17 protein-coding genes are annotated in these 20,918 nt (G+C 47.3%); 12 read left to right on the forward strand and 5 right to left on the reverse strand.

The annotated features are described in order from the left end of the window. Positions 1 to 228 precede the first annotated feature (228 nt). The 5 genes from M3202_RS12935 to murC all read left to right on the forward strand — a co-directional run bounded on the left by M3202_RS12935 (position 229) and on the right by murC (position 7,307). Entirely contained in the window at positions 229 to 1,029 is an 801-nt protein-coding gene (locus tag M3202_RS12935) for a DUF1444 domain-containing protein (RefSeq protein ID WP_251223756.1), read from the forward strand. A gap of 122 nt (positions 1,030 to 1,151) precedes the next feature. Then, positions 1,152 to 1,763: a YtpR family tRNA-binding protein gene (gene ytpR, locus M3202_RS12940; protein ID WP_251223757.1), complete on the forward strand. Its 612-nt coding sequence runs from the start codon at positions 1,152 to 1,154 to the stop codon at positions 1,761 to 1,763. Positions 1,764 to 1,983: 220 nt separating this feature from the next. Next, positions 1,984 to 4,605, forward strand: a complete 2,622-nt coding sequence (locus M3202_RS12945; protein WP_251223758.1) for a DNA translocase FtsK — start codon at positions 1,984 to 1,986, stop codon at positions 4,603 to 4,605. A 142-nt stretch (positions 4,606 to 4,747) separates the two neighbouring features. Further along, complete coding sequence (locus M3202_RS12950) at positions 4,748 to 5,848, forward strand: nicotinate phosphoribosyltransferase (protein ID WP_251223759.1); 1,101 nt, start codon at positions 4,748 to 4,750, stop codon at positions 5,846 to 5,848. 154 nt (positions 5,849 to 6,002) lie between these two features. Continuing rightward, positions 6,003 to 7,307 carry a UDP-N-acetylmuramate--L-alanine ligase gene (murC, locus tag M3202_RS12955; RefSeq protein ID WP_251223760.1) on the forward strand — a complete coding sequence of 435 codons (1,305 nt, stop codon included), beginning with the start codon at positions 6,003 to 6,005 and terminating at the stop codon, positions 7,305 to 7,307. A gap of 131 nt (positions 7,308 to 7,438) precedes the next feature. Here the strand turns inward: murC and M3202_RS12960 are convergent, their stop codons facing one another. After that, a complete protein-coding gene (locus M3202_RS12960; RefSeq protein WP_251223761.1) occupies positions 7,439 to 8,554 on the reverse strand; it encodes an aminopeptidase in 1,116 nt (371 codons plus the stop codon). A 183-nt stretch (positions 8,555 to 8,737) separates the two neighbouring features. On the opposite strand from M3202_RS12960, the gene M3202_RS12965 reads away from it, so the two are divergent. Next, on the forward strand, positions 8,738 to 9,181 hold the full coding sequence (locus M3202_RS12965) for a DUF948 domain-containing protein (RefSeq protein ID WP_251223762.1): 444 nt from the start codon (positions 8,738 to 8,740) through the stop codon (positions 9,179 to 9,181). Further along, positions 9,178 to 9,615 (forward strand): YtxH domain-containing protein, encoded by a 438-nt coding sequence (locus tag M3202_RS12970; protein ID WP_251223763.1) that lies wholly within the window; start codon positions 9,178 to 9,180, stop codon positions 9,613 to 9,615. Before M3202_RS12965 ends, M3202_RS12970 begins: the two co-directional genes overlap by 4 nt. Before the next feature lie 160 nt (positions 9,616 to 9,775). On the opposite strand, the gene M3202_RS12975 is transcribed toward M3202_RS12970, so the two are convergent. Beyond that, positions 9,776 to 11,950 carry a cell division protein FtsA gene (locus M3202_RS12975; RefSeq protein WP_251223764.1) on the reverse strand — a complete coding sequence of 725 codons (2,175 nt, stop codon included), beginning with the start codon at positions 11,948 to 11,950 and terminating at the stop codon, positions 9,776 to 9,778. Between the two features lie 215 nt (positions 11,951 to 12,165). Here M3202_RS12975 and M3202_RS12980 point away from each other — a divergent pair, with 215 nt between their 5' ends. The 4 genes from M3202_RS12980 to motS all read left to right on the forward strand — a co-directional run bounded on the left by M3202_RS12980 (position 12,166) and on the right by motS (position 16,163). Then, a complete protein-coding gene (locus M3202_RS12980; protein ID WP_251223765.1) occupies positions 12,166 to 13,242 on the forward strand; it encodes a bifunctional 3-deoxy-7-phosphoheptulonate synthase/chorismate mutase in 1,077 nt (358 codons plus the stop codon). A gap of 338 nt (positions 13,243 to 13,580) precedes the next feature. After that, positions 13,581 to 14,582, forward strand: a complete 1,002-nt coding sequence (gene ccpA, locus M3202_RS12985; RefSeq protein ID WP_251223766.1) for a catabolite control protein A — start codon at positions 13,581 to 13,583, stop codon at positions 14,580 to 14,582. Between the two features lie 29 nt (positions 14,583 to 14,611). Continuing rightward, entirely contained in the window at positions 14,612 to 15,415 is an 804-nt protein-coding gene (gene motP / locus M3202_RS12990; RefSeq protein WP_251223767.1) for a flagellar motor protein MotP, read from the forward strand. Next, positions 15,402 to 16,163 carry a flagellar motor protein MotS gene (gene motS, locus M3202_RS12995; protein WP_251223822.1) on the forward strand — a complete coding sequence of 254 codons (762 nt, stop codon included), beginning with the start codon at positions 15,402 to 15,404 and terminating at the stop codon, positions 16,161 to 16,163. The genes motP and motS overlap by 14 nt, the downstream gene beginning before the upstream one ends. A 110-nt stretch (positions 16,164 to 16,273) precedes the next feature. Here the strand turns inward: motS and M3202_RS13000 are convergent, their stop codons facing one another. The 3 genes from M3202_RS13000 to M3202_RS13010 are packed head-to-tail and all read right to left on the reverse strand — an operon-like array spanning position 16,274 to position 18,744. Then, the gene (locus M3202_RS13000) at positions 16,274 to 17,446 is read right to left on the reverse strand and encodes an acetoin utilization protein AcuC (RefSeq protein WP_251223823.1); all 1,173 of its coding nucleotides are present in this window, start codon (positions 17,444 to 17,446) and stop codon (positions 16,274 to 16,276) included. Between the two features lie 2 nt (positions 17,447 to 17,448). Next, entirely contained in the window at positions 17,449 to 18,087 is a 639-nt protein-coding gene (locus M3202_RS13005) for an acetoin utilization AcuB family protein (protein WP_251223768.1), read from the reverse strand. A gap of 24 nt (positions 18,088 to 18,111) precedes the next feature. Continuing rightward, positions 18,112 to 18,744 carry a GNAT family N-acetyltransferase gene (locus M3202_RS13010; protein ID WP_251223769.1) on the reverse strand — a complete coding sequence of 211 codons (633 nt, stop codon included), beginning with the start codon at positions 18,742 to 18,744 and terminating at the stop codon, positions 18,112 to 18,114. Between the two features lie 158 nt (positions 18,745 to 18,902). On the opposite strand from M3202_RS13010, the gene acsA reads away from it, so the two are divergent. Further along, positions 18,903 to 20,618 (forward strand): acetate--CoA ligase, encoded by a 1,716-nt coding sequence (gene acsA, locus M3202_RS13015; protein ID WP_251223770.1) that lies wholly within the window; start codon positions 18,903 to 18,905, stop codon positions 20,616 to 20,618. Positions 20,619 to 20,918 lie beyond the last annotated feature (300 nt).

Raw genomic sequence — 20,918 nt, forward strand, 5'->3', positions numbered from 1 at the left:
GAGGCAAGGGGCGGCTCCGTTCCAGCCGGAAGGAAAGAAAGGCACTTACCTTCCGGCTAAAAACCAAGCGAAGACTCCCCTTGCAATGGCTCCACACGCCACAAGCCCGCTCATTGCTTAGAAGCTGTGCCAAAAGGTAAAAAAACCAACCTTTTGGCACAGCTTCTTTATTTGGAACGGTTTTTTCTTTCTGGTACACTAAGGGAGATGATAAAGGAGCGTGTGTATATGAATATGCAACAATTTCGCAAGGAAATAGAAAAGAGGTTAGCGAGTGACGAGCGGTCGATAACCTATGATCATAAAGAAGCAACATTGCGTATCGAGGATAAGGAGCTTAAAAAAGGCGTGACCCTGGCTTTGAAGCCGCTGCTCGCCAAATGGGAACGAGAGGACTTCGCCGGAATTGACGAGGCACTGCGTTATGTGGAAGTGGGGCTTGCGGCGATGAAGCACACTCCGGCGCTGCAAGGAAATGAAAAGAAGGTCTTTCCGGTTATACGGGCAACTTCCTTTCCAACTGAAACAAAAGCGGGAGAGGCTTTGCTCTATGACGAGCATACAGCGGAAACCCGCATTTACTACGTGATTGATCTGGGGGACTCTTATACGTTGATCCATGAAGAGATGGCCGCTGAGTCTCCATATACAAAAGCGGAGATCGCTGAGATGGCCTTATTTAATCTTCGTTCCTTGCCACAGCCGCTAAAGGAGGATGTCGTAGCGGGAAATAAATTTTATTTCTTGCGGGCGAAAGACGGGTTTGATGCGAGTCGTGTCCTTGATCCATCATTATTAGAAAAAATGGACAAACAGGCCAGCGGTCAGCTTGCGCTCGCGATTCCCCATCAGGATGTGCTGATTTTTGCCGATATCGTCAATGAAAGAGGCTATGATGTGCTTGCCCAGATTGCTCTGCAATTTTTTGGCGAAGGGAGGGTTCCAGTTACGGCTCTGCCATTTATGTATGAGGATGGCGAGCTGGAGCCGACCTTTATCCTTGCCCAGCGCAAGCCGAGAACGGAGTAAATACGTATGTCAATCGGCAGACGGGCTATCTTTAATGGAAATCGGTCCTTTTTCACATCGCTGCATATGATACAATGAAAAATGAATAATTTTTTAATGAAGATGAAGGAGATTCAGGTGAAATGAACGTATGTTATAATCAATCGGGAATTGGCGACACGCTGATCATTAATGAGCGTGATATCGACGTATATCAGCGCGGATTTGAAAGAAGCGGAGATGTCGTCCGGATTTTTGATAAAGAGACGAATGAGACAGGCGGCTATAATATTTTTCATGCTTCCAGCTACGGCACGATCACAGATCATGGGCCGGTGAAGCTCACTGCGGCTATCAAGCAGTTGATTGCAAATGCTTTTAGGGAAAATGACGTAACGCCGGAGCTTGAACTGGAGGACAAGCCTTCCTTTGTTGTTGGCTATGTGGAAGAGAAGCAAAAGCATCCAAATGCTGACAAATTAAATGTTTGTCAAGTGAATGTCGGCAAAGAAACGTTGCAAATTGTTTGTGGAGCACCAAATGTTGAAGCTGGTCAGAAGGTCGTAGTTGCTCTGATCGGGGCCGTCATGCCGAGCGGCTTGAAAATTAAACAGGCCGCCCTGCGCGGAGTGGAGTCCTCCGGTATGATCTGTTCGGCCAAAGAACTGGCTCTTCCGAATGCTCCTGAAGAAAAAGGAATTCTCGTATTGTCTGATGATTACCAGGTAGGGGATGTATACGAACAAAGTGTATAAATGATGAAGATGGACTGTCTTCCCATTGTTTATTCAGTCCGAAGGCGGGCAATCGGCTACGTGAACGGAACGTAGCTTCGGGGGGCGTGCCAAAAGGGACGAATGACCTTTTGGCACGCCCCCTTTTTGCTTACAACGTTCGGTCCATTTTGTTTTGCCGGTGTCAATAGTACAATGAGCAAGTGACTCAATTTTAAAGAGAGAAAGTGAGTGAACGAACATGGGGCCGTTTTATCGCTTTATGAAACGATTGCAGCACTTTTTTGGTGGGGATGAAGAACATCTTCACAAGGAGCGGGAAACTGCCCGGGCGCCGAAGCCTTCCTCTCATACGAGAGCAGTTGACCCCGCCCTTCAGGAATCAAAAGTGCTCTACCATTATCCAAAGCAAGGGAAGTTTCGGTTTCCGTTATCCGTGGAGCCGGAGCAAAAGCAAAAAAGCTCGCGGACAAGCACTGTAAGGAAAAGAGCTTTTCAGCCTGAAGAAGAAACAATGAATCGTCATAACGATCATACTGGAGAGGACAAAAAAAGAGAGGAAAGGCCGCAAAAACCCGAAGCGGCCGTCCCGCCGCCATCGAAAAAAGCTGACTTTAAGCTCACGGCAGTTCCGTCCCCTGTCTATGGCTTCAGAGAAAGGGAGCAGACGAGAAGCAAAATGGATGACACGCTATCTGTCTCACCCTTTCTTGCACGGCGGCAGGAAGAAATCGTCGAAGAGGTCGCTTTTCTTGGACAACCGAGGGAAGTGCCGGAAGTAGAAAGCGGATGGACAAGCGATGTTGAAATGGAGCCGGAAAAAAGAGGCACACCAGTAAGTGAATCTGAGGGCGGGTCGGACGTAGAGCGTCTATCGGCCAATGTACGTGAGGCCGTGCTGGACGAGGAAAGCGAATCGGCATATGAACCAGAAATGAGACTGGAAGAAGAGGAAAGCGAATCGGCATATGAACCAGAAATGAGACTGGAAGAAGAGGAAAGCGAATCGGCATATGAACCAGAAGTGAGACTGGAAGAAGAGGAAAGCGAATGGATCAGTGAGCCAGTAATGGAGCTGAAAGAAGAACGAGAGGAAGCTGTGGCGATGACGGAGGAGGAATATTTGAATCCGGTCATAGCTGCTGAAGAGGAAACCGAACTGGAGGAAGCGTTGATCGAGCCGGAGCCCGCAGAAGTGCTGGAGCAGGATGAAGGGCAGGTAACGGAGGTTGCTCAGACAGCTCAAGAATCGGAGCAGCAGCCTGAGTCAACGTCTGAGTTGGAGCACGGGACGAGAGAATCGGCTGCTCCTGAACGATCAGAAGTCAAAAAGCCGGCGGTTCCTTTTAACGTGATGATGCTGCCGCAGGACAGAAGCAAGCAAAGGCAAAAAGCTGAGCAACAAAGGCGTACAGAAACTGCAACAGAACCGCCGTCTCCCGCTTACGAGCGGCCAGGCATTCAGCTGCTGCATTACCCGCAAGTGCAGCAGGAGGATGAGACAGAGTGGCTGAATGAGCAGGCGCTGATCCTCGAAGAAGCCTTGCAGAGCTTCCATGTCGATGCAAAGGTTGTCCATACGACAAAGGGACCGTCCGTGACGCGCTATGAAATTCAGCCGGCGCGCGGGGTGAAGGTGAATAAGGTGACAGGGCTTGTCGATGATATTAAGCTTGCGCTAGCGGCGAAGGATATTCGGATTGAAGCGCCGATTCCCGGAAAAAATACGATCGGCATCGAAGTTCCGAATCGTTCGTCTGCGCCGGTGTTTTTACGGGAAATCTTAAGACGAGACGTATTCATCCGCTCGCAATCACCGTTAACGGTTGCGTTGGGCCTTGATATTTCCGGTCAGCCGATCGTGACGGATTTAAAGAAAATGCCACACGGCCTCGTCGCTGGAGCGACAGGGTCCGGGAAGAGTGTGTGCATCAATTCGATTTTAGTTAGTCTTCTTTACAAAGCGTCACCGGATGAGGTGAAAATTCTGCTTATTGATCCGAAAATGGTTGAGCTCGCACCATATAATGGCGTGCCGCATTTAGTGGCGCCGGTGATCACCGATGCCAAGCAGGCGACGGCTGCGCTAAAGTGGGTAGTTGAAGAAATGGAAAAAAGATATGAGCTCTTTAGTGAACGTGGAGTGCGCGATGTAGGCCGCTATAATGACCTTTATTCGGAGCATCCGGACAAGCCGGCGATGCCGTTCATTCTCGTCGTTATTGATGAGCTTGCTGATTTAATGATGGTCTCGCCGCAGGATGTCGAGGATTCGATCTGCCGGATCGCGCAAAAGGCGAGAGCGTGCGGCATTCATCTTCTTCTTGCAACGCAGCGTCCGTCTGTCGACGTCATTACGGGCTTAATTAAAGCGAATATCCCGACGCGGATCGCCTTCTCTGTCTCATCGCAGACCGATTCACGCACGATCCTTGATATGGGGGGAGCGGAACGCTTACTTGGACGCGGCGATATGCTGTTTCACGAAAACGGGACGCCGAAGCCGGTACGCGTACAGGGTACGTTCGTGTCGGATGAAGAAATTGAAGGCGTCATCGCCTATGTGAAAAAACAGCGTCAGCCCGACTATTTGCTTGAAATCAACCAGCTGCAGCGGGTCGCCGAGCATAGTGAAGCGGATGATGAATATTTTGAGGAAGCTTGCTACTATGTGCTTGAGCAGGGCGGGGCTTCTGCCTCCAGCTTACAGCGCCGTTTCCGGATCGGCTATAACCGCGCCGCCCGCCTGATCGATTTAATGGAGGAGCGGGGGATTATTTCACAGGCAATGGGCAGCAAGCCGCGCCATGTATTAGTGGATGAAATCGAACTGGAGGAGCGTCTGTATCATCATGAAATGTAAGGGATTCAATCTTATATCTTGTTTTCGAGGTGAAGGTTTTATATGATAGGGAAGATACAAGCTTTGAAAAACGACAACGTCTTATTGAAAGAATAGGCGCGAACAAAGACAGAGTGGGTCGGTATAAGGGAGCATAGAAGGAATGAAAGAAATCACGAAAAAATTAAATGGCGAAATCAAACGGCTAACAAATGAGACTTTTAAATTCGATGAACGGGTAAAAGAAGGCTGGTTTTCAGCAGTTTATTTTTTAAAGACGAGAGAAATTGTTGAAAAGTATCGACCGAATAATATCGTCACCATGCAATTTTTTCAAAAAGAACATGCTGTATTATGTGGAACGGATGAAGTGATTGCTCTTATCCGTACGTTTGCAAACGATGCCGATAAATTGGAATTGCGCTCCTTACAGGACGGAGACAAGATTAAACCGTTTGAGACCGTATTTACTATAACGGGTAAATACGAGGATTTTGGTTACCTGGAAGGAATTATTGATGGAATTTTCGCACGACGGACCTCTGTCGCCACGAATGTGTACAATGTTGTCAAGGCGGCGCGGCAGTCAGGAGTGCAAAAGCCGATCATTTTCATGGGAGATCGCGATGATCACTATACCCAGCAGGCTGGCGATGGCTATGCGGCTTACATCGGCGGATCAAAGGCGCAGGCAACCCACGCGATGAATGAATGGTGGGGCAAGCAGGGAATGGGGACGATGCCTCATGCTCTTATTCAGCTGTTCGAAGGCGATGTCGTCGAAGCGACACGAGCTTATAAGGAAACGTACCCGCAAGATGAGCTGATGGCGCTCGTCGATTATAATAATGATGTGATTACAGATTCCTTGAAGGTAGCCCGGGCATTTGGGGAAGACTTAAAAGGAGTCCGGGTCGACACGTCCAGAACGATGGTTGATCGCTATTTTTGCCGTAACCCTGAAGTAATGGGCTCCTTTGATCCGCGTGGCGCGAATCCGACTTTGCTATTTGCTTTGCGCGAAGCTTTGGATCAGGAAGGCTTTGACCATGTGAAAATTATTGCGACAGGAGGCTTCAATGCCCAGCGGATTAAGGAGTATGAAGAAGTCGGAGTCCCCGTTGATATTTACGGCGTCGGCGGCAGCCTGTTGAAAATTACAATCGGTTTTACGGGGGATAACGTCTTGTTAAACGGCAAACACGAGGCAAAGGCGGGACGTCGTTTTCGCGATAATCCTCGTTTGGAACTAGTAGAGGATTAAAAACGGTCTTTTTTACATAAAAACACATATACTAGTGGATAAAGAGAAATTTAAAGCGTATAGTGATGGCTTGCGTTTTTTGATATAATGGAGAAATGTGCAAACAGCGAAATATCCTTCATTGTTAAAAGCCACGGGAAGTTTGGAGGTCCATATGACGAAATATCATTTTATTGGAATAAAGGGGTCAGGGATGAGTGCTCTCGCTCAAATTCTTCATGATATGAAGGAGGATGTGCAAGGGTCTGATGTGGAAAAGCGGTTTTTTACACAGCGTCCTTTGGAGCAAAAAGGAATCCCGCTCTTTCCATTTGATCGTAACAATATTGAAGCTGATCAGGAAATCATTGTCTCTGCGGCTTATGGAGAAGATCATGAGGAAGTTCTGCGTGCGAAAGAGCTTGGCCTCACGATGAAGAAGTATCCGACCTTTTTAGGTGAATTTATTCAAAATTTCACAAGCATTGCCGTGACAGGATCTCACGGAAAAACATCGACGACTGGTTTGTTGGCTCACGTGCTCGGCGCCACCTTCCCGACCTCTTATTTAATTGGGGACGGGACTGGAAAGGGAGAAGAAAATTCTTCTTATTTTGTCTTTGAAGCGTGCGAATACCGCCGGCACTTTTTGAATTATGAGCCTGACTATTGTATTATGACAAACATTGATTTTGATCATCCTGATTATTTCAAGGATGTACAGGATGTTTTTTCAGCTTTTCAGGAAATGGCCATGCAGGTGAAGAAGGCAATTGTCGCTTGTGGGGACGATGAATATCTTCAGGAAATCCATGCGAATGTGCCGGTGGTCTATTATGGATTCGGGGAAGATAATGATTTCCAAGCTCGAAATATAGAGACAACCGCAGAAGGAAGCAGCTTTGATGTATTCGTACGGAATAGCTTCTATGGCTCATTCATGATTCCGGGGTTTGGAAACCATAATGTTCTTAATGCTCTGGCTGTCATTGCGCTGTGCCATTATGAGAATGTTTCGGCTGAAACGGTCAAAGAGCATTTACTGACTTTCCCTGGAGTGAAGCGCCGCTTCAGTGAGAAAAAGGTGAACGACCAAATTCTCATTGATGATTATGCGCATCACCCGACCGAAATTGCAGCAACGATTGAGGCGGCAAAAAAGAAATACCCTGAGTACGAGGTGGTGGCTGTATTTCAGCCTCATACCTTTACCCGAACGAAAGCTTTTTTAACAGAATTCGCCGAAGCTCTACAAGGCGCCGATGCGGTCTACCTTTGCGATATTTTCGGCTCTGCCCGGGAAAATACCGGCGAACTGTCGATTCATGATTTGCAAAACCTGATCCCTGGAGCAAAGCTGATTAAAGAACATACGACAGCCGAGCTGCGCGACCATCACAACAGCGTCGTTTTATTTATGGGTGCTGGCGACATCCAGAAGTTCCAGCAGGCATATGAAGAAAGTATCAATCAGAACTAGGTCGCTATGATCTAGTTCTTTTTTATACAAAATAAGGGGCTGGACAAAAGGTAACAACCTTTTTCTCCAGCCCCTTTTAATCGCTCGTTATAGAGACAACCGTTTTAGGATTTATCTCCGCCGCTCAAAGTTTATTTCAAATTCTCCGGGTTTAACGCGTCAAGCTCGGGAATGACGAAGCGTCCGTCTTTGCGGATCAGGACGTCATCGAAATAAATCTCGCCGCCGCCGTATTCCGGTCTTTGGATCATGACAATGTCCCAGTGAATGGCGGAATGGTTGCCATTTGCCGCTTCCTCATAGCATTGGCCGGGTGTGAAGTGGAAGCTGCCGTCAATCTTCTCGTCAAAAAGGATATCCTTCATCGGGTGCTGAATGTACGGATTGACCCCGATGGCAAACTCGCCGATAAAGCGGGCCCCTTCGTCTGTATCGAGAACCTTGTTAATCCGGTCTGAATCGTTTGCTGACGCCTTAATGATTTTCCCGTTTTCAAAGGTGAAGCTGATGTTTTCAAAAGTAAAGCCCTGGTAAGGCGAAGGCGTATTGTATGTAATGGTCCCATTCACCGAGTCGCGTACCGGGGCCGTATATACTTCGCCATCAGGGATATTGCGCAGGCCTGCACACTTGATGGCCGGCACATCTTTCACAGAAAATTGAAGGTCGGTGCCTGGTCCTTTAATGTGGACTTTATCTGTACGGTCAAATAAGGCAACGAGCGCATCCATTGCTTTATCCATTTTGCTGTAGTCGAGGTTGCATACATCAAAATAAAAATCTTCAAACGCCTCGGTGCTTGTATTGGCAAGCTGGGCCATTGAGGAGCTAGGATAGCGGAGCACCACCCATTTTGTTTTCGGAACGCGGATTTCGCGATGGACTTTCGTGCCGACCGATTTCCCATACAGGGTCATTTTATCACTAGGGACATCCGCCAGTTCAGAAATGTTATCTCCAGCCCGTAAGCCGATATAAGCATCCATATCCTTCATCACGTTTGCCTCATAGGAAGCAAGTAAATTCAATTGCTCCTCCGACGCGCCCATCAAAAGCGAGCGGTCTACCTGGTGATCCTTCAATAAAACAAAAGGATAGCCCCCGGCTTTATATGCTTCATCCACCAGGGCAGTGACGAGCTGGCGCTGCAGGCCGAAGTTCTCAATTAATACCTTTTCTCCTTTTTGCAAATTCACCGAATATGTAATTAAATTATGAGCGAGCTTAGTTATACGTGGATCTCTCATCTGAACGCCTCCTTTATGTAACTTATTGTAAACATAATCGGAATTTTTAACAACTTTGGCGAGAAAGAAGGATTCATTAAAGAGATTAGCGAAGTTATTCAGACACCTATGTTTACAAATGAGCAAAGATGGGTAAATGTGTATACATATAAGGCGTTGAGACAGCAGGGAGGTGACGTTAGTTTGGAAAGTTTATTGTACATAAGTGCGCTGATTGTAGCCGTAGCGTTCGCTATTTTAGTTTTTTCGCTTGTCAAAACATTGAAATCAGCAAATAAGACACTTGATCATGTAGCCAGCACAATGGCAGGGTTGGAGAAGCAGATCAACGGAATTACGAAGGAAACAGAAGAACTTCTCCAGCGCACAAATCAGTTGGCTGATGATATAAAAGGAAAAACCGAATCCTTCAATACTGTTTTCGCTTCATTTAAGGAGCTTGGAGACTCCGTCGGGCAAGTGAATAAGTCACTGCGGCACGTGTCAGATACCGTATCCGAACAAACGGTAAAGCAATCCGAAAATATTGCCCAGGCGGTACAATGGGGCAATGTCGTGATTGATTTATATACGAAATTCAAGCAAAGAAAACAGCACTTAAATCTTAGTAAGGAGGAGACCAAATGAGTGAAATGAATACGAAAGACTTTCTTATTGGATCTTTAATCGGAGGAATTGTAGGGGCCTCAGCCGCGTTGCTGTTAGCACCGAAATCAGGCAAAGAGCTTCGTAATGATTTAAATGAACAAGCGCAATTGGCAAAAGAGAAGACGACCCAGCTGACATCAACCGCTTATGATAAAGGAAATGAATGGGCCTCTTATGCAAAGGAAAAATCAGCTTCCATCGCTAAAGTCGTCAGTGATCAGTCTGCCCAGGTAGTTGATAAAGTAAAGGAAGTCACCTCCAATGTGAAAGCCGATGCTGAAGAAACAAAAGAGCTCGCAGATGAGTTGGCTGGCGAGGTAGGCGAGGCACAGGAGGAAGTGAAGGAAACAGTCAAACGGGAAGTGGATGAGATTCAGGCAAAAATTGAAGAAGAAGCGAGTCAAACGAAGTAACATCAAGCTATCATTGTGGCTTCGTTCTGCATCAAGGCCTTATCGGAGGAAAACTTCGGTAGGGCCTTTAATAATGAGGCGCAGGCGTTGAGCATAACAAAAAGCCCGTTGTGAGTCGCTTTCTCACAACGGGCTTGGCCTTGCCACCTATGTTCCCTTTTTAAGAGGAGCGGAATAAAGAAAGCTTTTCGCCAACGAGAAGCTCAATCCGGTCCCCGTTTATTAATGGACTGTTGAAGCTTGTTTCTTCGCCATTTTTTCGCAGGACTACTTTCTTTCCTGAAAGATGAGCCAGGTCGATTTCGACGGCGGTGAAGATATCCTGAAGAATAAACGGCTCTTCCTTTTTAAACGACAACTGAAGCTGATCGTTTGCCCGCAGTTCATCGGACGGGGAGAGCACGCTGTCGCCCCGTTTTACTTCCACAACCGTTTTATATATTTCCACAGGGTCATTATTGTAGAAGACGGTGATGCTTTTTTCGGGCTCCACTTCGTTTTGCCTGAGAAATGTCGCTACGGTTAGCTGATTTTCCGAAGCTACCTCCCAGCTTATCTCGTCTCCGCTTTTCACTTCATGGCCTGGCAGCACCGGTCTGCCATTGAGCAGAAGCTTCGTCTGTTTTGGCTGAAACGACCAGCGTTCACCATTCACGATAATCGTCACCGGTTCGAAGTTGTGCGGCGATATATTTTCAAGCTGAAGAATCTCTTTTACCGTTCGTTTTGAGAGCAACGTAATTTGGTCCCGTTCTTTGACGAAGGAATCTTTTGAGGCAACGACTCCATTTTGTAAAATAGTCGCTGTGATTTCCCGTTTCTCGCCATTGATCACGAGCGATAACGTCGGAATGTCCTCAAGCAGGTCGGCGATTGTCGCCTTCGCCTGCTCGCCATTTTGCCCCCGTTCTACTACAATCTGATCGCCAGCTTCCAGCGGGGAATCGAGTGTTGTCGGCTGCCCGTTTTTCAGCAGAAGGGGCGGCCCTCCATATTCGCCCGGAATGGAAATAAGCTGCTCCTGAACCGTAACCATAAGCGCAAGGCCCGGTTTGCCATACAATCGGGCGATATCGATTCCGGCGGCGAGTAAGCCGTCTCCTATCGTTAATTTTTTGACGTCGAACAGGCGCAAAGTCCGCCCGTTTACCGTAACACTACTATATTGGATCGGATTTTCTTTCGCCGCAATCGCAATACCGATCGGAGTGACGAGCTCCGGACCGAATGGATCACCGGGCTTTGATTGTAAAGCTTTAATCGCATCGGCTCCGCGAATCGCGACCCTGTTCTCTGGCAGACCTAAATATTCAGCGACATAATAAGGTAAAAGGGGGGTCAGGCTTCCTCCTCCTACGAGCATAACCGCTTTCGGAGTTCTTCCATTTAAGCGGATAATTTCTTCACTGATCGAACGGGCGAGATGCTGAATGTTCCCTTCGATCGGAGCGATGAACTCTTTTTTCGCATATGACATTTCTGTGCCGAGAATATCGGTGATCTCGACGGTTTCCTGCGTGGAAAGCTGCCGCTTGACCTGCTCGGCATCAGGAAAGTCGAGCAAATAATGATCGCTGATGGCTTCGGTAATTTCATCTCCTGCGACCGGCACCATTCCGTAGGCAATCACCGTATTTTCATCCGTTAAGGCTATGTCTGATGTCCCGGCACCAATATCGACGAGTGCGACATTTAAGCGGCGCATCGAAGGCGGAATGAGGACATTTATTGCGGCGATCGGCTCTAATGTTAACGCTTCAAGCTCCAGTTCAGCTCTTGTCAGGGCGGCGAGCAGTGATTCAACGACGACCTTTGGCAGGAAAGTCGCGATCACTTCCACCGCTGCCAGCTTGCCTGTCTGATCAAGCAGGCTGCCGATCGGTTCGTTGTCGAGAGAATAAGCGAGAACCGAATAGCCGACACAGTAATAATCAATCGTCGATGCGTCATCGATTTCATTTGCCAGCTGAAATTGGGCCTGCTGGACTGCGCTTAGCTCTAAATGCAGCACATCATCACGATCAAACATCGGCTTTGCCGAAATATCAATTTCAAAGCGGGCCCGCTTTGTTTTCAGAGAGCGCCCGGCAGCGGCGACGCATACTTTCCGCAGTGGACCGTGCTGTTCTTCAAGCTTGTGCTTTACTGTCTCGATCACTTTAGCAACAGCAGGCACATCATGAATTTGGCCATCGAGCATCGCCCTTTCCTCATGCTCCTTTATGACAGAGTCAATTAAGGAAAAGGAGCCGTTTTCAGGACGTAACAAAAGGCCGACAACAGAGCGAGTACCGATATCAAGGGCGAATAAAGGGGAAGATTGATCAGTAGTCATGACAAACACCTGCGTTCTTTTAAAGTTTTTGACATACTTATGTTTCTTTTATTCTACTAAAGTTTGCCGGAGAACGTAAGAGAAAGATATATTATGTCGCTTTAACGCTTAAAAGCGTCTAATTATTAAAGAAAAAGTTCGTGACTTTCTGATAAGCATCCCTTATAATAAACCTAATCACGAAGAAGCCAAAGGATAAAAAGGAGTGGAGAGTTGTGAGTAACGAGAAAGTAGATCAGTTGAGAGCCGAGTTAGATGAGGTGAATCTTAAGCTTCTGGAATTGATTAATGAAAGAGCTCACCTCGTACAGGAAATTGGAAAGATCAAAGGAACTCAAGGCGTAAACCGTTTTGATCCTGTCAGAGAGAGAAGCATGCTTGATCATATCGCGGCCAATAATAAAGGCCCGTTCGAGACATCGACGTTACAGCATATTTTCAAACAAATCTTCAAAGCTAGTCTTGAATTGCAAGAAGAAGATAACAGCAAAGCTTTGCTCGTTTCCCGTAAGAAGCATCCTGAGAATACAGTGGTTGATCTTAAAGGGGTGAAGATGGGAGACGGCCAGCAGCGGTTAGTGATGGGACCTTGCGCGGTCGAAAGCTACGAGCAAGTACTGACGGTGGCGAAAGCGTTAAAGGATCGCGGCATTCATGTCCTGCGCGGCGGAGCATTTAAACCGCGGACATCTCCGTATGATTTTCAGGGATTGGGAGTCGAAGGGCTGAAGATTCTTAAGCAGGTTGCAGATGAGCTGGATATGGTCGTCATTAGTGAAATCGTCAGTCCATCTGATGTTGAAGTCGGGGCAGAATATTTAGATGTCATTCAAATCGGCGCCCGCAATATGCAAAACTTTGAGCTGTTGAAAGCCGCTGGTTCTGTTCAAAAGCCGGTATTATTAAAACGAGGCTTATCAGCCACAATTTCTGAGTTTATCCATGCGGCCGAGTACGTCGTATCGAAAGGAAATACAAACCTGATGCTTTGCGAACGCGGTATTCGCACCTTTGAAACAGCAACGCGTAATACGCTGGATATTTCCGCGGTACCGATTTTAAAGCAGGAAACACATTTGCCGGTCCTTGTCGATGTGACGCATTCAACCGGACGGCGTGATCTGTTGCTTCCGGCAGCGAAGGCGGCCTTGGCCATCGGGGCTGACGCAGTGATGGCCGAAGTGCATCCGGATCCGGCGGTTGCATTGTCTGATTCGGCGCAGCAGATGGATATTCCGCAATTCCATGCCTTTATCGACGAATTGCAAGCTTCCGGCTTATACAAAGGGTAAGCATGCCTGGATGAATTTCCGGCGCTGTCACCTCTCTTGAAAATAACGAAAAACGTGACGCGGCTCAGGCGTGTGGGTGTGTCAAAAGGAAATCGATCCTTTTGACACACCTTCTTTTTGTGAAATCACATGATTCAGCTCAAAGAGGAGAATAATAAGTAGGAATAGGCGTTTTGGGGAACGAAAAAGGTTCCGTTGTCTACTTTTCTGAAAAGAAATTGAAAATGCTGTGAAAATTTTTCATAAGCGGGTCGATATAAGTAGTGTAAGACATTGCGGAACCTCCTCATAGTATCGTATGATAACAATACATTAAGTTCGCTGAAGGAGGACTACATTTGAATACGACAATATATGACGTAGCACGAGAAGCGGGTGTGTCGATGGCAACGGTCTCACGCGTTGTCAATGGCAATCCTAATGTTAAGCCGGCAACCCGTAAAAAGGTTCTGGATGCAATTGAACGGTTAGGGTACCGTCCAAATGCGGTGGCGCGTGGTCTCGCCAGTAAAAAAACAACGACTGTAGGGGTGATTATTCCCGATATTTCGAGCATTTTCTTTGCGGAGCTGGCGCGGGGGATTGAAGATATTGCGACGATGTACAAGTACAATATCATTCTTTGTAACTCCGATCAGAACAAGGAAAAGGAAATTCATTTAATTAACACGCTGTTAGAAAAGCAGGTTGACGGAATTGTTTTCATGGGCAGTGTCATTACTGAGGAGCATGCCGAGCAATTCAAGCGTTCACCTGTTCCGGTTGTGTTGGCGGCTACGCTTGATACGAACAAGGAGTTGCCATCTGTAAATATCGATTATAAGCAGGCAGTTCATGACGCGATTAAAAGCCTGATTGAAAAAGGACATCAACGAATTGGAATGCTTTCCGGCACGCTCGATGATCCAATTAACGGTTACCAGAAGTTTGCCGGTTACCGGGAAGCTCTTGAAAGCAACGAAATTGAGTTCGATGAAGAGCTTGTCGTTATTGGAGATTATACATACGACTCGGGTCTTGAAGCGATGCAATCCTTTTTGCAGTTGGATGAAAAGCCGACAGCAATTTTTGCGGCGACAGACGAAATGGCATTAGGCATTATTCACGCCGCCCAGGATAACGGTATTTCCATTCCTGATGACCTCGAAGTGATCGGCTTCGATAATACGCGTTTAGCTGTTATGGTACGCCCGACGCTGACGACAGTCGTACAGCCTATTTATGACATTGGAGCTGTATCGATGCGGTTGCTGACAAAATATATGAACAAAGAGGAAGTGCTTGATCACATCGTGGAGCTCCCTCACCGTATTGAGTATCGTCAATCAACGAAAGCGTAAGGGGCAGATTGTGAGGCAGGGAGAGGACTATGAAAAAATTTGATTTACTGACGCCAATAGGACTCGTATTAGGGATAGTCGTGCTCCTATTGGCTGTCTTTTCAAACTCTGGACCATCTGGACTTATTTTCTTTATTCAAATTTCCTCCATTTTAATTGTCGTTGGAGGAGTGTTTGCCGCGATTGTGATCACCTTTTCCTTTGGGGAACTGAAGGCCGTACCGAAAGTTGTACGTGAGGCATTTCGGACGGAAGATCACGATTTGAAAGAACTGATTGAGACATTTGTCGATTTGTCAGGAAAGGCAAGACGCGAAGGGTTATTAGCGCTTGAAGCAGGTCTTGACGACGTGACTGACCCGTTCATTAAAAAAGGAGTACTCCTCGCCGTTGACGGGATTGAACCCGATGTGATCAAGGACATTATGATGGCAGAGGTGGTGGCGATGGAAGAACGCCACCGCAAAGGACGGGCCATTATCGAAAAGGCGGGCGAATATGCTCCGGCATGGGGGATGATCGGAACGTTAATCGGACTTGTTTTGATGCTGCAAAATTTGAATGATCCCGGTTCATTAGGTCCGAGCATGGCGGTCGCCCTTTTAACAACTTTGTATGGGACCGTGCTGGCCAATCTTGTCTTTTTGCCGATGGCTACGAAACTAGTAAACAAGACTGATGAAGAAGTGTTTGTAAAACAGATTATCATTGAAGGCGTTATTGGCGTGCAATCTGGTCAAAACCCTAAAATTCTTGAAGAAAAGCTGAGTGCATTCATAAAGGAAACGAAGCAAATAGAAGAAGATTTAGGTGATGAGTATGATCAAGCGTAGAAGGCGTCGGCAAGTCGATAAGGGGGCACCGAAATGGATGGTCACCTTTTCCGATATGATGACTCTTATTCTCGTATTCTTCATTCTCCTATTTTCGATGTCTGTCGTCGATGCTCAGAAATTTCGCGCGATTGCTGAATCTTTTCAGCAAAGACAAATTTTTGAGTTTCTCCCTTCAGCGATAGAATTTGACAATACGGCCGAAGAGCGTGAAGGAGACCGGCAAGATCCTTTTGAGGACGGACAGTTTGGTGAAAGCGGCTCTGAAACGGAAGTAAACATGGACGCCCTTCTTGCTGAAGTGCAAAATTTTCTTGAGGAAAATGAATTAACAGAAGGTATTTCGGCAACGAGGGATGATCGTGGGGTCGTGCTAGTCCTGCAGGAACGGACGCTTTTTGAAACAGCGGAAGCCGAGATCCTTCCAGAGGCGCTTCCTTTTTTAGAGAAGGTTGGAACATTGCTTGAAGCGATTCCAAATATGGTCAGGGTGGAAGGTCATACCGACAGCCGGCCAATTTCCACTTTTCGCTACCCGTCAAACTGGGAGCTGTCCGGCGCGAGGGCGAGCAGTGTCATCCGGCATTTGATCAACACCTATGACCTTGATCCGAAACGCTTTGTCGCAACAGGATATGGCGATACACGGCCGGTCGTGCCGAATACGTCTGTTGAAAACCTGCAGACAAACCGCCGCGTCGTCATTGTGATTTCGGACCCGAACAGTGAAGACAATCAAACGTTCTAAATCCAAAGATGTCTGAATAAAGATCTACCATGAGGCGACGGCTTCGATCTGCACCAGCCAGGAGGAAAGAAATCCACTTTCCTTCTGGCTTTTTATCTATGCTGCTCTAGCTAGGACGATCTCTTTTTTTCATTGAGAATATGGAAAATCGCTTTTTCCAATGTTTTACGGTTTTTCTCTGTAATTTCCTGTTTGCGCGGGATAGCGGGAATCAGATCAACCGGATCATCCCAGGACGTTGGCAGTCCGACGTCAGCCTGCTTTTCCCAGGCTTGCCGCCACTCTTTGGCAAGCGGTTCATCCCGCTTAGCGGTTTGGCCGGTCATCTCGAGCCAAATCGAAGCCCAAGCACGCGGCACGACACGCCAAATATCATAGCCGCCACCACCGACAGCGATCCATTTTCCTCCGCAATATTCATGAGCCATTTCATGGGCGATTTTCGGAATCGTATGAAAGGTCCTAATGGAGGAACACAGATGAGTCAACGGATCGAGATGGTGGGCATCCGCTCCATTTTGCGTTAAAATGACATCCGGCTTGAAAAAATCAGCCACCTCGCGAATGGATGCTTCATATACTTCGAGAAAGGAATCATCCTCTGTAAACGCATCAAGCGGCACGTTGATGGAAAAGCCGTAGCCTTTTCCCGCTCCTTTTTCATGCACTTGCCCGGTCCCCGGAAATAAATAACGCCCCGTTTCATGAATGCTCAACGTACAAACATCGGGATCATCGTAAAAAGCCCACTGGACCCCGTCGCCGTGATGCGCATCGGTATCGACATACAGCACTCTGGCCCCGTATTTTTTTCGCATGTATTCAATGGCAATCGAGCTGTCATTGTAGATGCAAAAGCCCGATGCTTTCCCTTTAAACCCGTGGTGCAGGCCTCCACCGGGATGAAAGGCGTGCAAGGCGGCGCCGCTCATGACTTGATCAACGGCTGTCAACGTTCCGCCGACGAGAAGTGAGGCAGCCTCGTGCATCTGCGGGAAGATCGGCGTGTCTTCTGTCCCAAGCCCGTAGTTGTCGGCGACGGACTCGGCAAGCGTACCTTCGCTTGCTGCTTTTACAGCTTGAATAAAGGCATCGTCATGAATGAGAGCGATTTCATCTTCGCTTGCCATTCGTGGGGCAATAATCTGTTCATCAGAAAGGGCTCCGCTCTTTTTCAATAAATCATACGTAAGGGCAAGCCGCAAATGATTAAAAGGATGCTTTTCGTTAAAGCGGTAAGCTTGCTGCTCATCTGAAAAAATAAATACGGATGGATGCTTCATCATCATAACCTCGGTTCCCCAGGCCAGATGACTTCATAGCCCTGATTCTCAAGAATACCGATCAGACGGCGAGGATCCATCGTCTGAACACGGAAGGTTAATACTTTATAAGCCGGGTCTTTGTGCGGGTAGACTAGGACGCTTGTAATATTGACCTTGTTTAGTTTGAAGATGGTCGCAATATCGGCAAGCTTGCCGGTAATATTTTCGACCTTAATTTCAATATGGGAGCTTGGCTGATTAGCGCCAATCAGTTCCACTAAGGAGTGGAGCACGTCCTTTTCTGTAATCAGGCCGACTAATCTTCCGTCGTCGATAATTGGCAGGCAGCCGATATGATGCTCGTAAAAAATATTCGAGATCTCCTCGACAAAATCAAGCGGATGGGCAGTAATCACATCGCGTTTCATAATGGTCGAAACGGGCTTATGAAAGTCTTCAAGGTGATCGGTTGCGTGAAAAATTGAGGGGCTTGCATCGCGAATATCACGATCCGAGACAATTCCGATAATATGGGCATCATCGTCAACGACTGGAATATGTTTAATTTTATGAAGCTCAATTAAACGCATCGCTTCTTTAATTGTGGCATCAGCAGGTAATGTGATCACATCCCGCGTCATAATTTGTTCAATGAGCATATCATTACCACCTCTTTCGTTGTACTAGTACATAAACCGGTTTTGAAAGCGCAGCTGGTCAAACTTCTGTAACGACTCGGCGGAAATCCGTTTGCCAATCCGCGCCATCAGGCAATTTGCCGGATGGGAGCAAATCTCCGGGTCGTCGGTAGCATACCATTCCAGCCCGCCGGCATTCATCATTTTTTCCATTACTTTGCGGTACTCCCATACATCGAGACCGCTGCCTTTTAAGTCCCAATGCCAGTAATATTCCGTCGTAATAATGATGTAGTCCTCCATCGCATCATCGAGCATCGACATTCGCAGCAAGTTTTTTCCGAGCTGCGCTCCGCGGTAGTCGGGTGCAACTTCGATCGCGCCAAGCTCAAGCAGGTTTTCCATTTTGCCTTCTGCCCAGCGTTCCATCGGATCAGGGTAAACGAAAGTGACATAGCCGACGACCGTTTGAGCATCGCGGATAATATTGATGCGACCTTCCGGTAAATCGGCGATCTCCAACAGCGCTTTCTTTTGTTCTTCCGGGGGACGGAACGCAACAAGCCCCGGGTGAAAAGCGTATGTCTCAAGCCTTTCAGCTGGAACCGGGCCTTCAATTTGCAAAGGGCGTCCATCAAATAAAACTTCTACACAATAATAGGTTTTGGAGTGAATCATGATCTGTTTTCCCCACCTCAATTTTTGCCCGATATTTTATCTGGTCGGTGATACGTTTATTTTCTCATAGATTTTTCCTTGGAACAATTTTAATTTGAATAAAGAATCTATCTGTATTATAATAGTTATGAAAATACATAGAGAGAGGAAGATGTGTAATGAAAATGCAAGCGCTTCCATCCGAAAACAAAAATAGTAATCTGGCTAATTATGAAGAAGCGGCTGCTTCTTTTGATTGGAGCACTGTTGAACAACAGTTCACCTGGAGCAAAACCGGCAAGCTGAACCTCGCCTATGAAGCGATTGACCGTCATGTTGAGGAAGATAAGGGAGAGAAAGTCGCCCTTTACTATAGTGATAAAAGCAGAGATGAACAGTATACGTTTAAAGAAATGAAACAGTATTCCAATAAAGCCGGCAATGTGCTGCGCGACGCGGGCGTGAAAAAAGGGGACCGGGTGTTTATTTTCATGCCACGTTCACCTGAGTTATATTTCGCGACAATCGGTGCGATTAAGCTAGGAGCGATTGTCGGCCCGCTTTTTGAAGCGTTTATGGAAGGTGCGGTACGGGATCGTCTTGAAGATAGCGAGGCAAAGGTTTTAGTGACAACGCCAACCTTGCTTGAACGGGTCCCGGTCGATGATCTGCCGAAGCTCGAAACGATTTTAATTGTGGATGAAGCGTATGAAGAGAATGGCGCCTACTTGAACTTTTTAACGCGCTTGAACGCGGCAAGTGATGAACTGGACATTGAATGGGTTGACCGGGAAGATGGCCTGATTCTTCATTATACGTCCGGTTCCACCGGGAAGCCAAAAGGTGTGCTGCATGTGCATAATGCGATGCTTCAGCATTACCAGACCGCCAAGTGGGTGCTTGATCTTAAGGACAATGACATTTACTGGTGTACAGCAGATCCGGGCTGGGTGACAGGGACCTCCTACGGGATTTTCGGCCCGTGGCTGACCGGTACGACCAATGTCGTACGTGGTGGACGCTTCAGCCCGCAGGACTGGTATGAGACATTGGAGCGCTACCGCGTTTCGGTCTGGTATAGTGCCCCTACAGCTTTCCGGATGCTGATGAGTGCTGGAGATGAAGTCGTAAAAAATTATGATCTGTCCTCCTTGCGCCATATTCTGAGCGTTGGAGAACCGCTTAACCCTGAAGTCGTCCGCTGGGGCAAGAAAGTGTTTGACCTACGTATTCACGACACATGGTGGATGACGGAAACGGGAGCGCAGATCATTTGTAATTATCCATCGATGGATATTCGTCCCGGCTCCATGGGGAAACCGATTCCTGGTGTCAAAGCGGCGATTATCGACGATCAGGGCAATGAGCTTCCGCCGAACCGGATGGGCAATCTGGCGATTAAAAAAGGCTGGCCGTCTATGATGCGGGCAATCTGGAACAATGAGGAAAAATACAAAAGCTATTTTGAAATCGAAGGCTGGTATGTATCCGGTGATTCCGCCTACATGGATGAAGATGGATACTTCTGGTTCCAGGGACGGATTGATGATGTGATCATGACATCAGGCGAACGCGTCGGTCCATTTGAAGTGGAGAGTAAGCTCGTTGAGCATCCGGCTGTAGCCGAAGCCGGGGTGATCGGCAAGCCGGATCCGGTCCGCGGTGAGATTATTAAAGCCTTTGTCGCTTTACGTGACGGCTATGAAGTAACGGATGAACTGAAGGAAGACATTCGGAACTTTGTCAAAAAAGGCTTAGCGGCTCATGCGGCTCCGCGCGAAATCGAGTTCAGGGATAAATTGCCAAAAACAAGAAGCGGAAAAATTATGCGTCGTGTCCTGAAAGCCTGGGAGCTTGACCTGCCAACAGGCGACTTATCAACAATGGAGGATTAACGGCAAATACAGTGGCTGGACAGAAGGTTGCTTATACCTTTTGGCCAGCCCTTCGTTTTGTCTCAAGCTCTTACTTGTCATCCCCTCCTTTTTTGCGTGGGGGTTTCGTCATTGATTCTTCTAGGGAAGAGGTATTTTCTGTTCGTTGCAGGCCAGATCAGACTCACGAATAAAACAGATGATCCGTTGTCTTTTTTTGCCGCTGTGCCCTGTGACTTTTCTGTAAGGTTTATGATTAAGAATGGCGGGGAATAGCCTGTGTAACAAGGAAAAGTCGCAAAAGAGAGGGTGTAGTAACAT

Origin of the sequence: Halalkalibacter oceani (assembly GCF_023715605.1) — a bacterium.
GTDB classification, from domain to species: Bacteria; Bacillota; Bacilli; order Bacillales; family Bacillaceae_D; genus Halalkalibacter; species Halalkalibacter oceani.

Coding starts and splice junctions, on each gene's coding strand:
- M3202_RS12935 (WP_251223756.1), top strand. CDS start 229: ATGAATATGCAACAATTTCGCAAGGAAATAGAAAAGAGGTTAGCGAGT.
- ytpR (WP_251223757.1), top strand. CDS start 1,152: ATGAACGTATGTTATAATCAATCGGGAATTGGCGACACGCTGATCATT.
- M3202_RS12945 (WP_251223758.1), top strand. CDS start 1,984: ATGGGGCCGTTTTATCGCTTTATGAAACGATTGCAGCACTTTTTTGGT.
- M3202_RS12950 (WP_251223759.1), top strand. CDS start 4,748: ATGAAAGAAATCACGAAAAAATTAAATGGCGAAATCAAACGGCTAACA.
- murC (WP_251223760.1), top strand. CDS start 6,003: ATGACGAAATATCATTTTATTGGAATAAAGGGGTCAGGGATGAGTGCT.
- M3202_RS12960 (WP_251223761.1), bottom strand. CDS start 8,554: ATGAGAGATCCACGTATAACTAAGCTCGCTCATAATTTAATTACATAT.
- M3202_RS12970 (WP_251223763.1), top strand. CDS start 9,178: ATGAGTGAAATGAATACGAAAGACTTTCTTATTGGATCTTTAATCGGA.
- M3202_RS12975 (WP_251223764.1), bottom strand. CDS start 11,950: ATGACTACTGATCAATCTTCCCCTTTATTCGCCCTTGATATCGGTACT.
- motP (WP_251223767.1), top strand. CDS start 14,612: ATGAAAAAATTTGATTTACTGACGCCAATAGGACTCGTATTAGGGATA.
- motS (WP_251223822.1), top strand. CDS start 15,402: ATGATCAAGCGTAGAAGGCGTCGGCAAGTCGATAAGGGGGCACCGAAA.
- M3202_RS13000 (WP_251223823.1), bottom strand. CDS start 17,446: ATGAAGCATCCATCCGTATTTATTTTTTCAGATGAGCAGCAAGCTTAC.
- M3202_RS13005 (WP_251223768.1), bottom strand. CDS start 18,087: ATGCTCATTGAACAAATTATGACGCGGGATGTGATCACATTACCTGCT.
- M3202_RS13010 (WP_251223769.1), bottom strand. CDS start 18,744: ATGATTCACTCCAAAACCTATTATTGTGTAGAAGTTTTATTTGATGGA.
- acsA (WP_251223770.1), top strand. CDS start 18,903: ATGAAAATGCAAGCGCTTCCATCCGAAAACAAAAATAGTAATCTGGCT.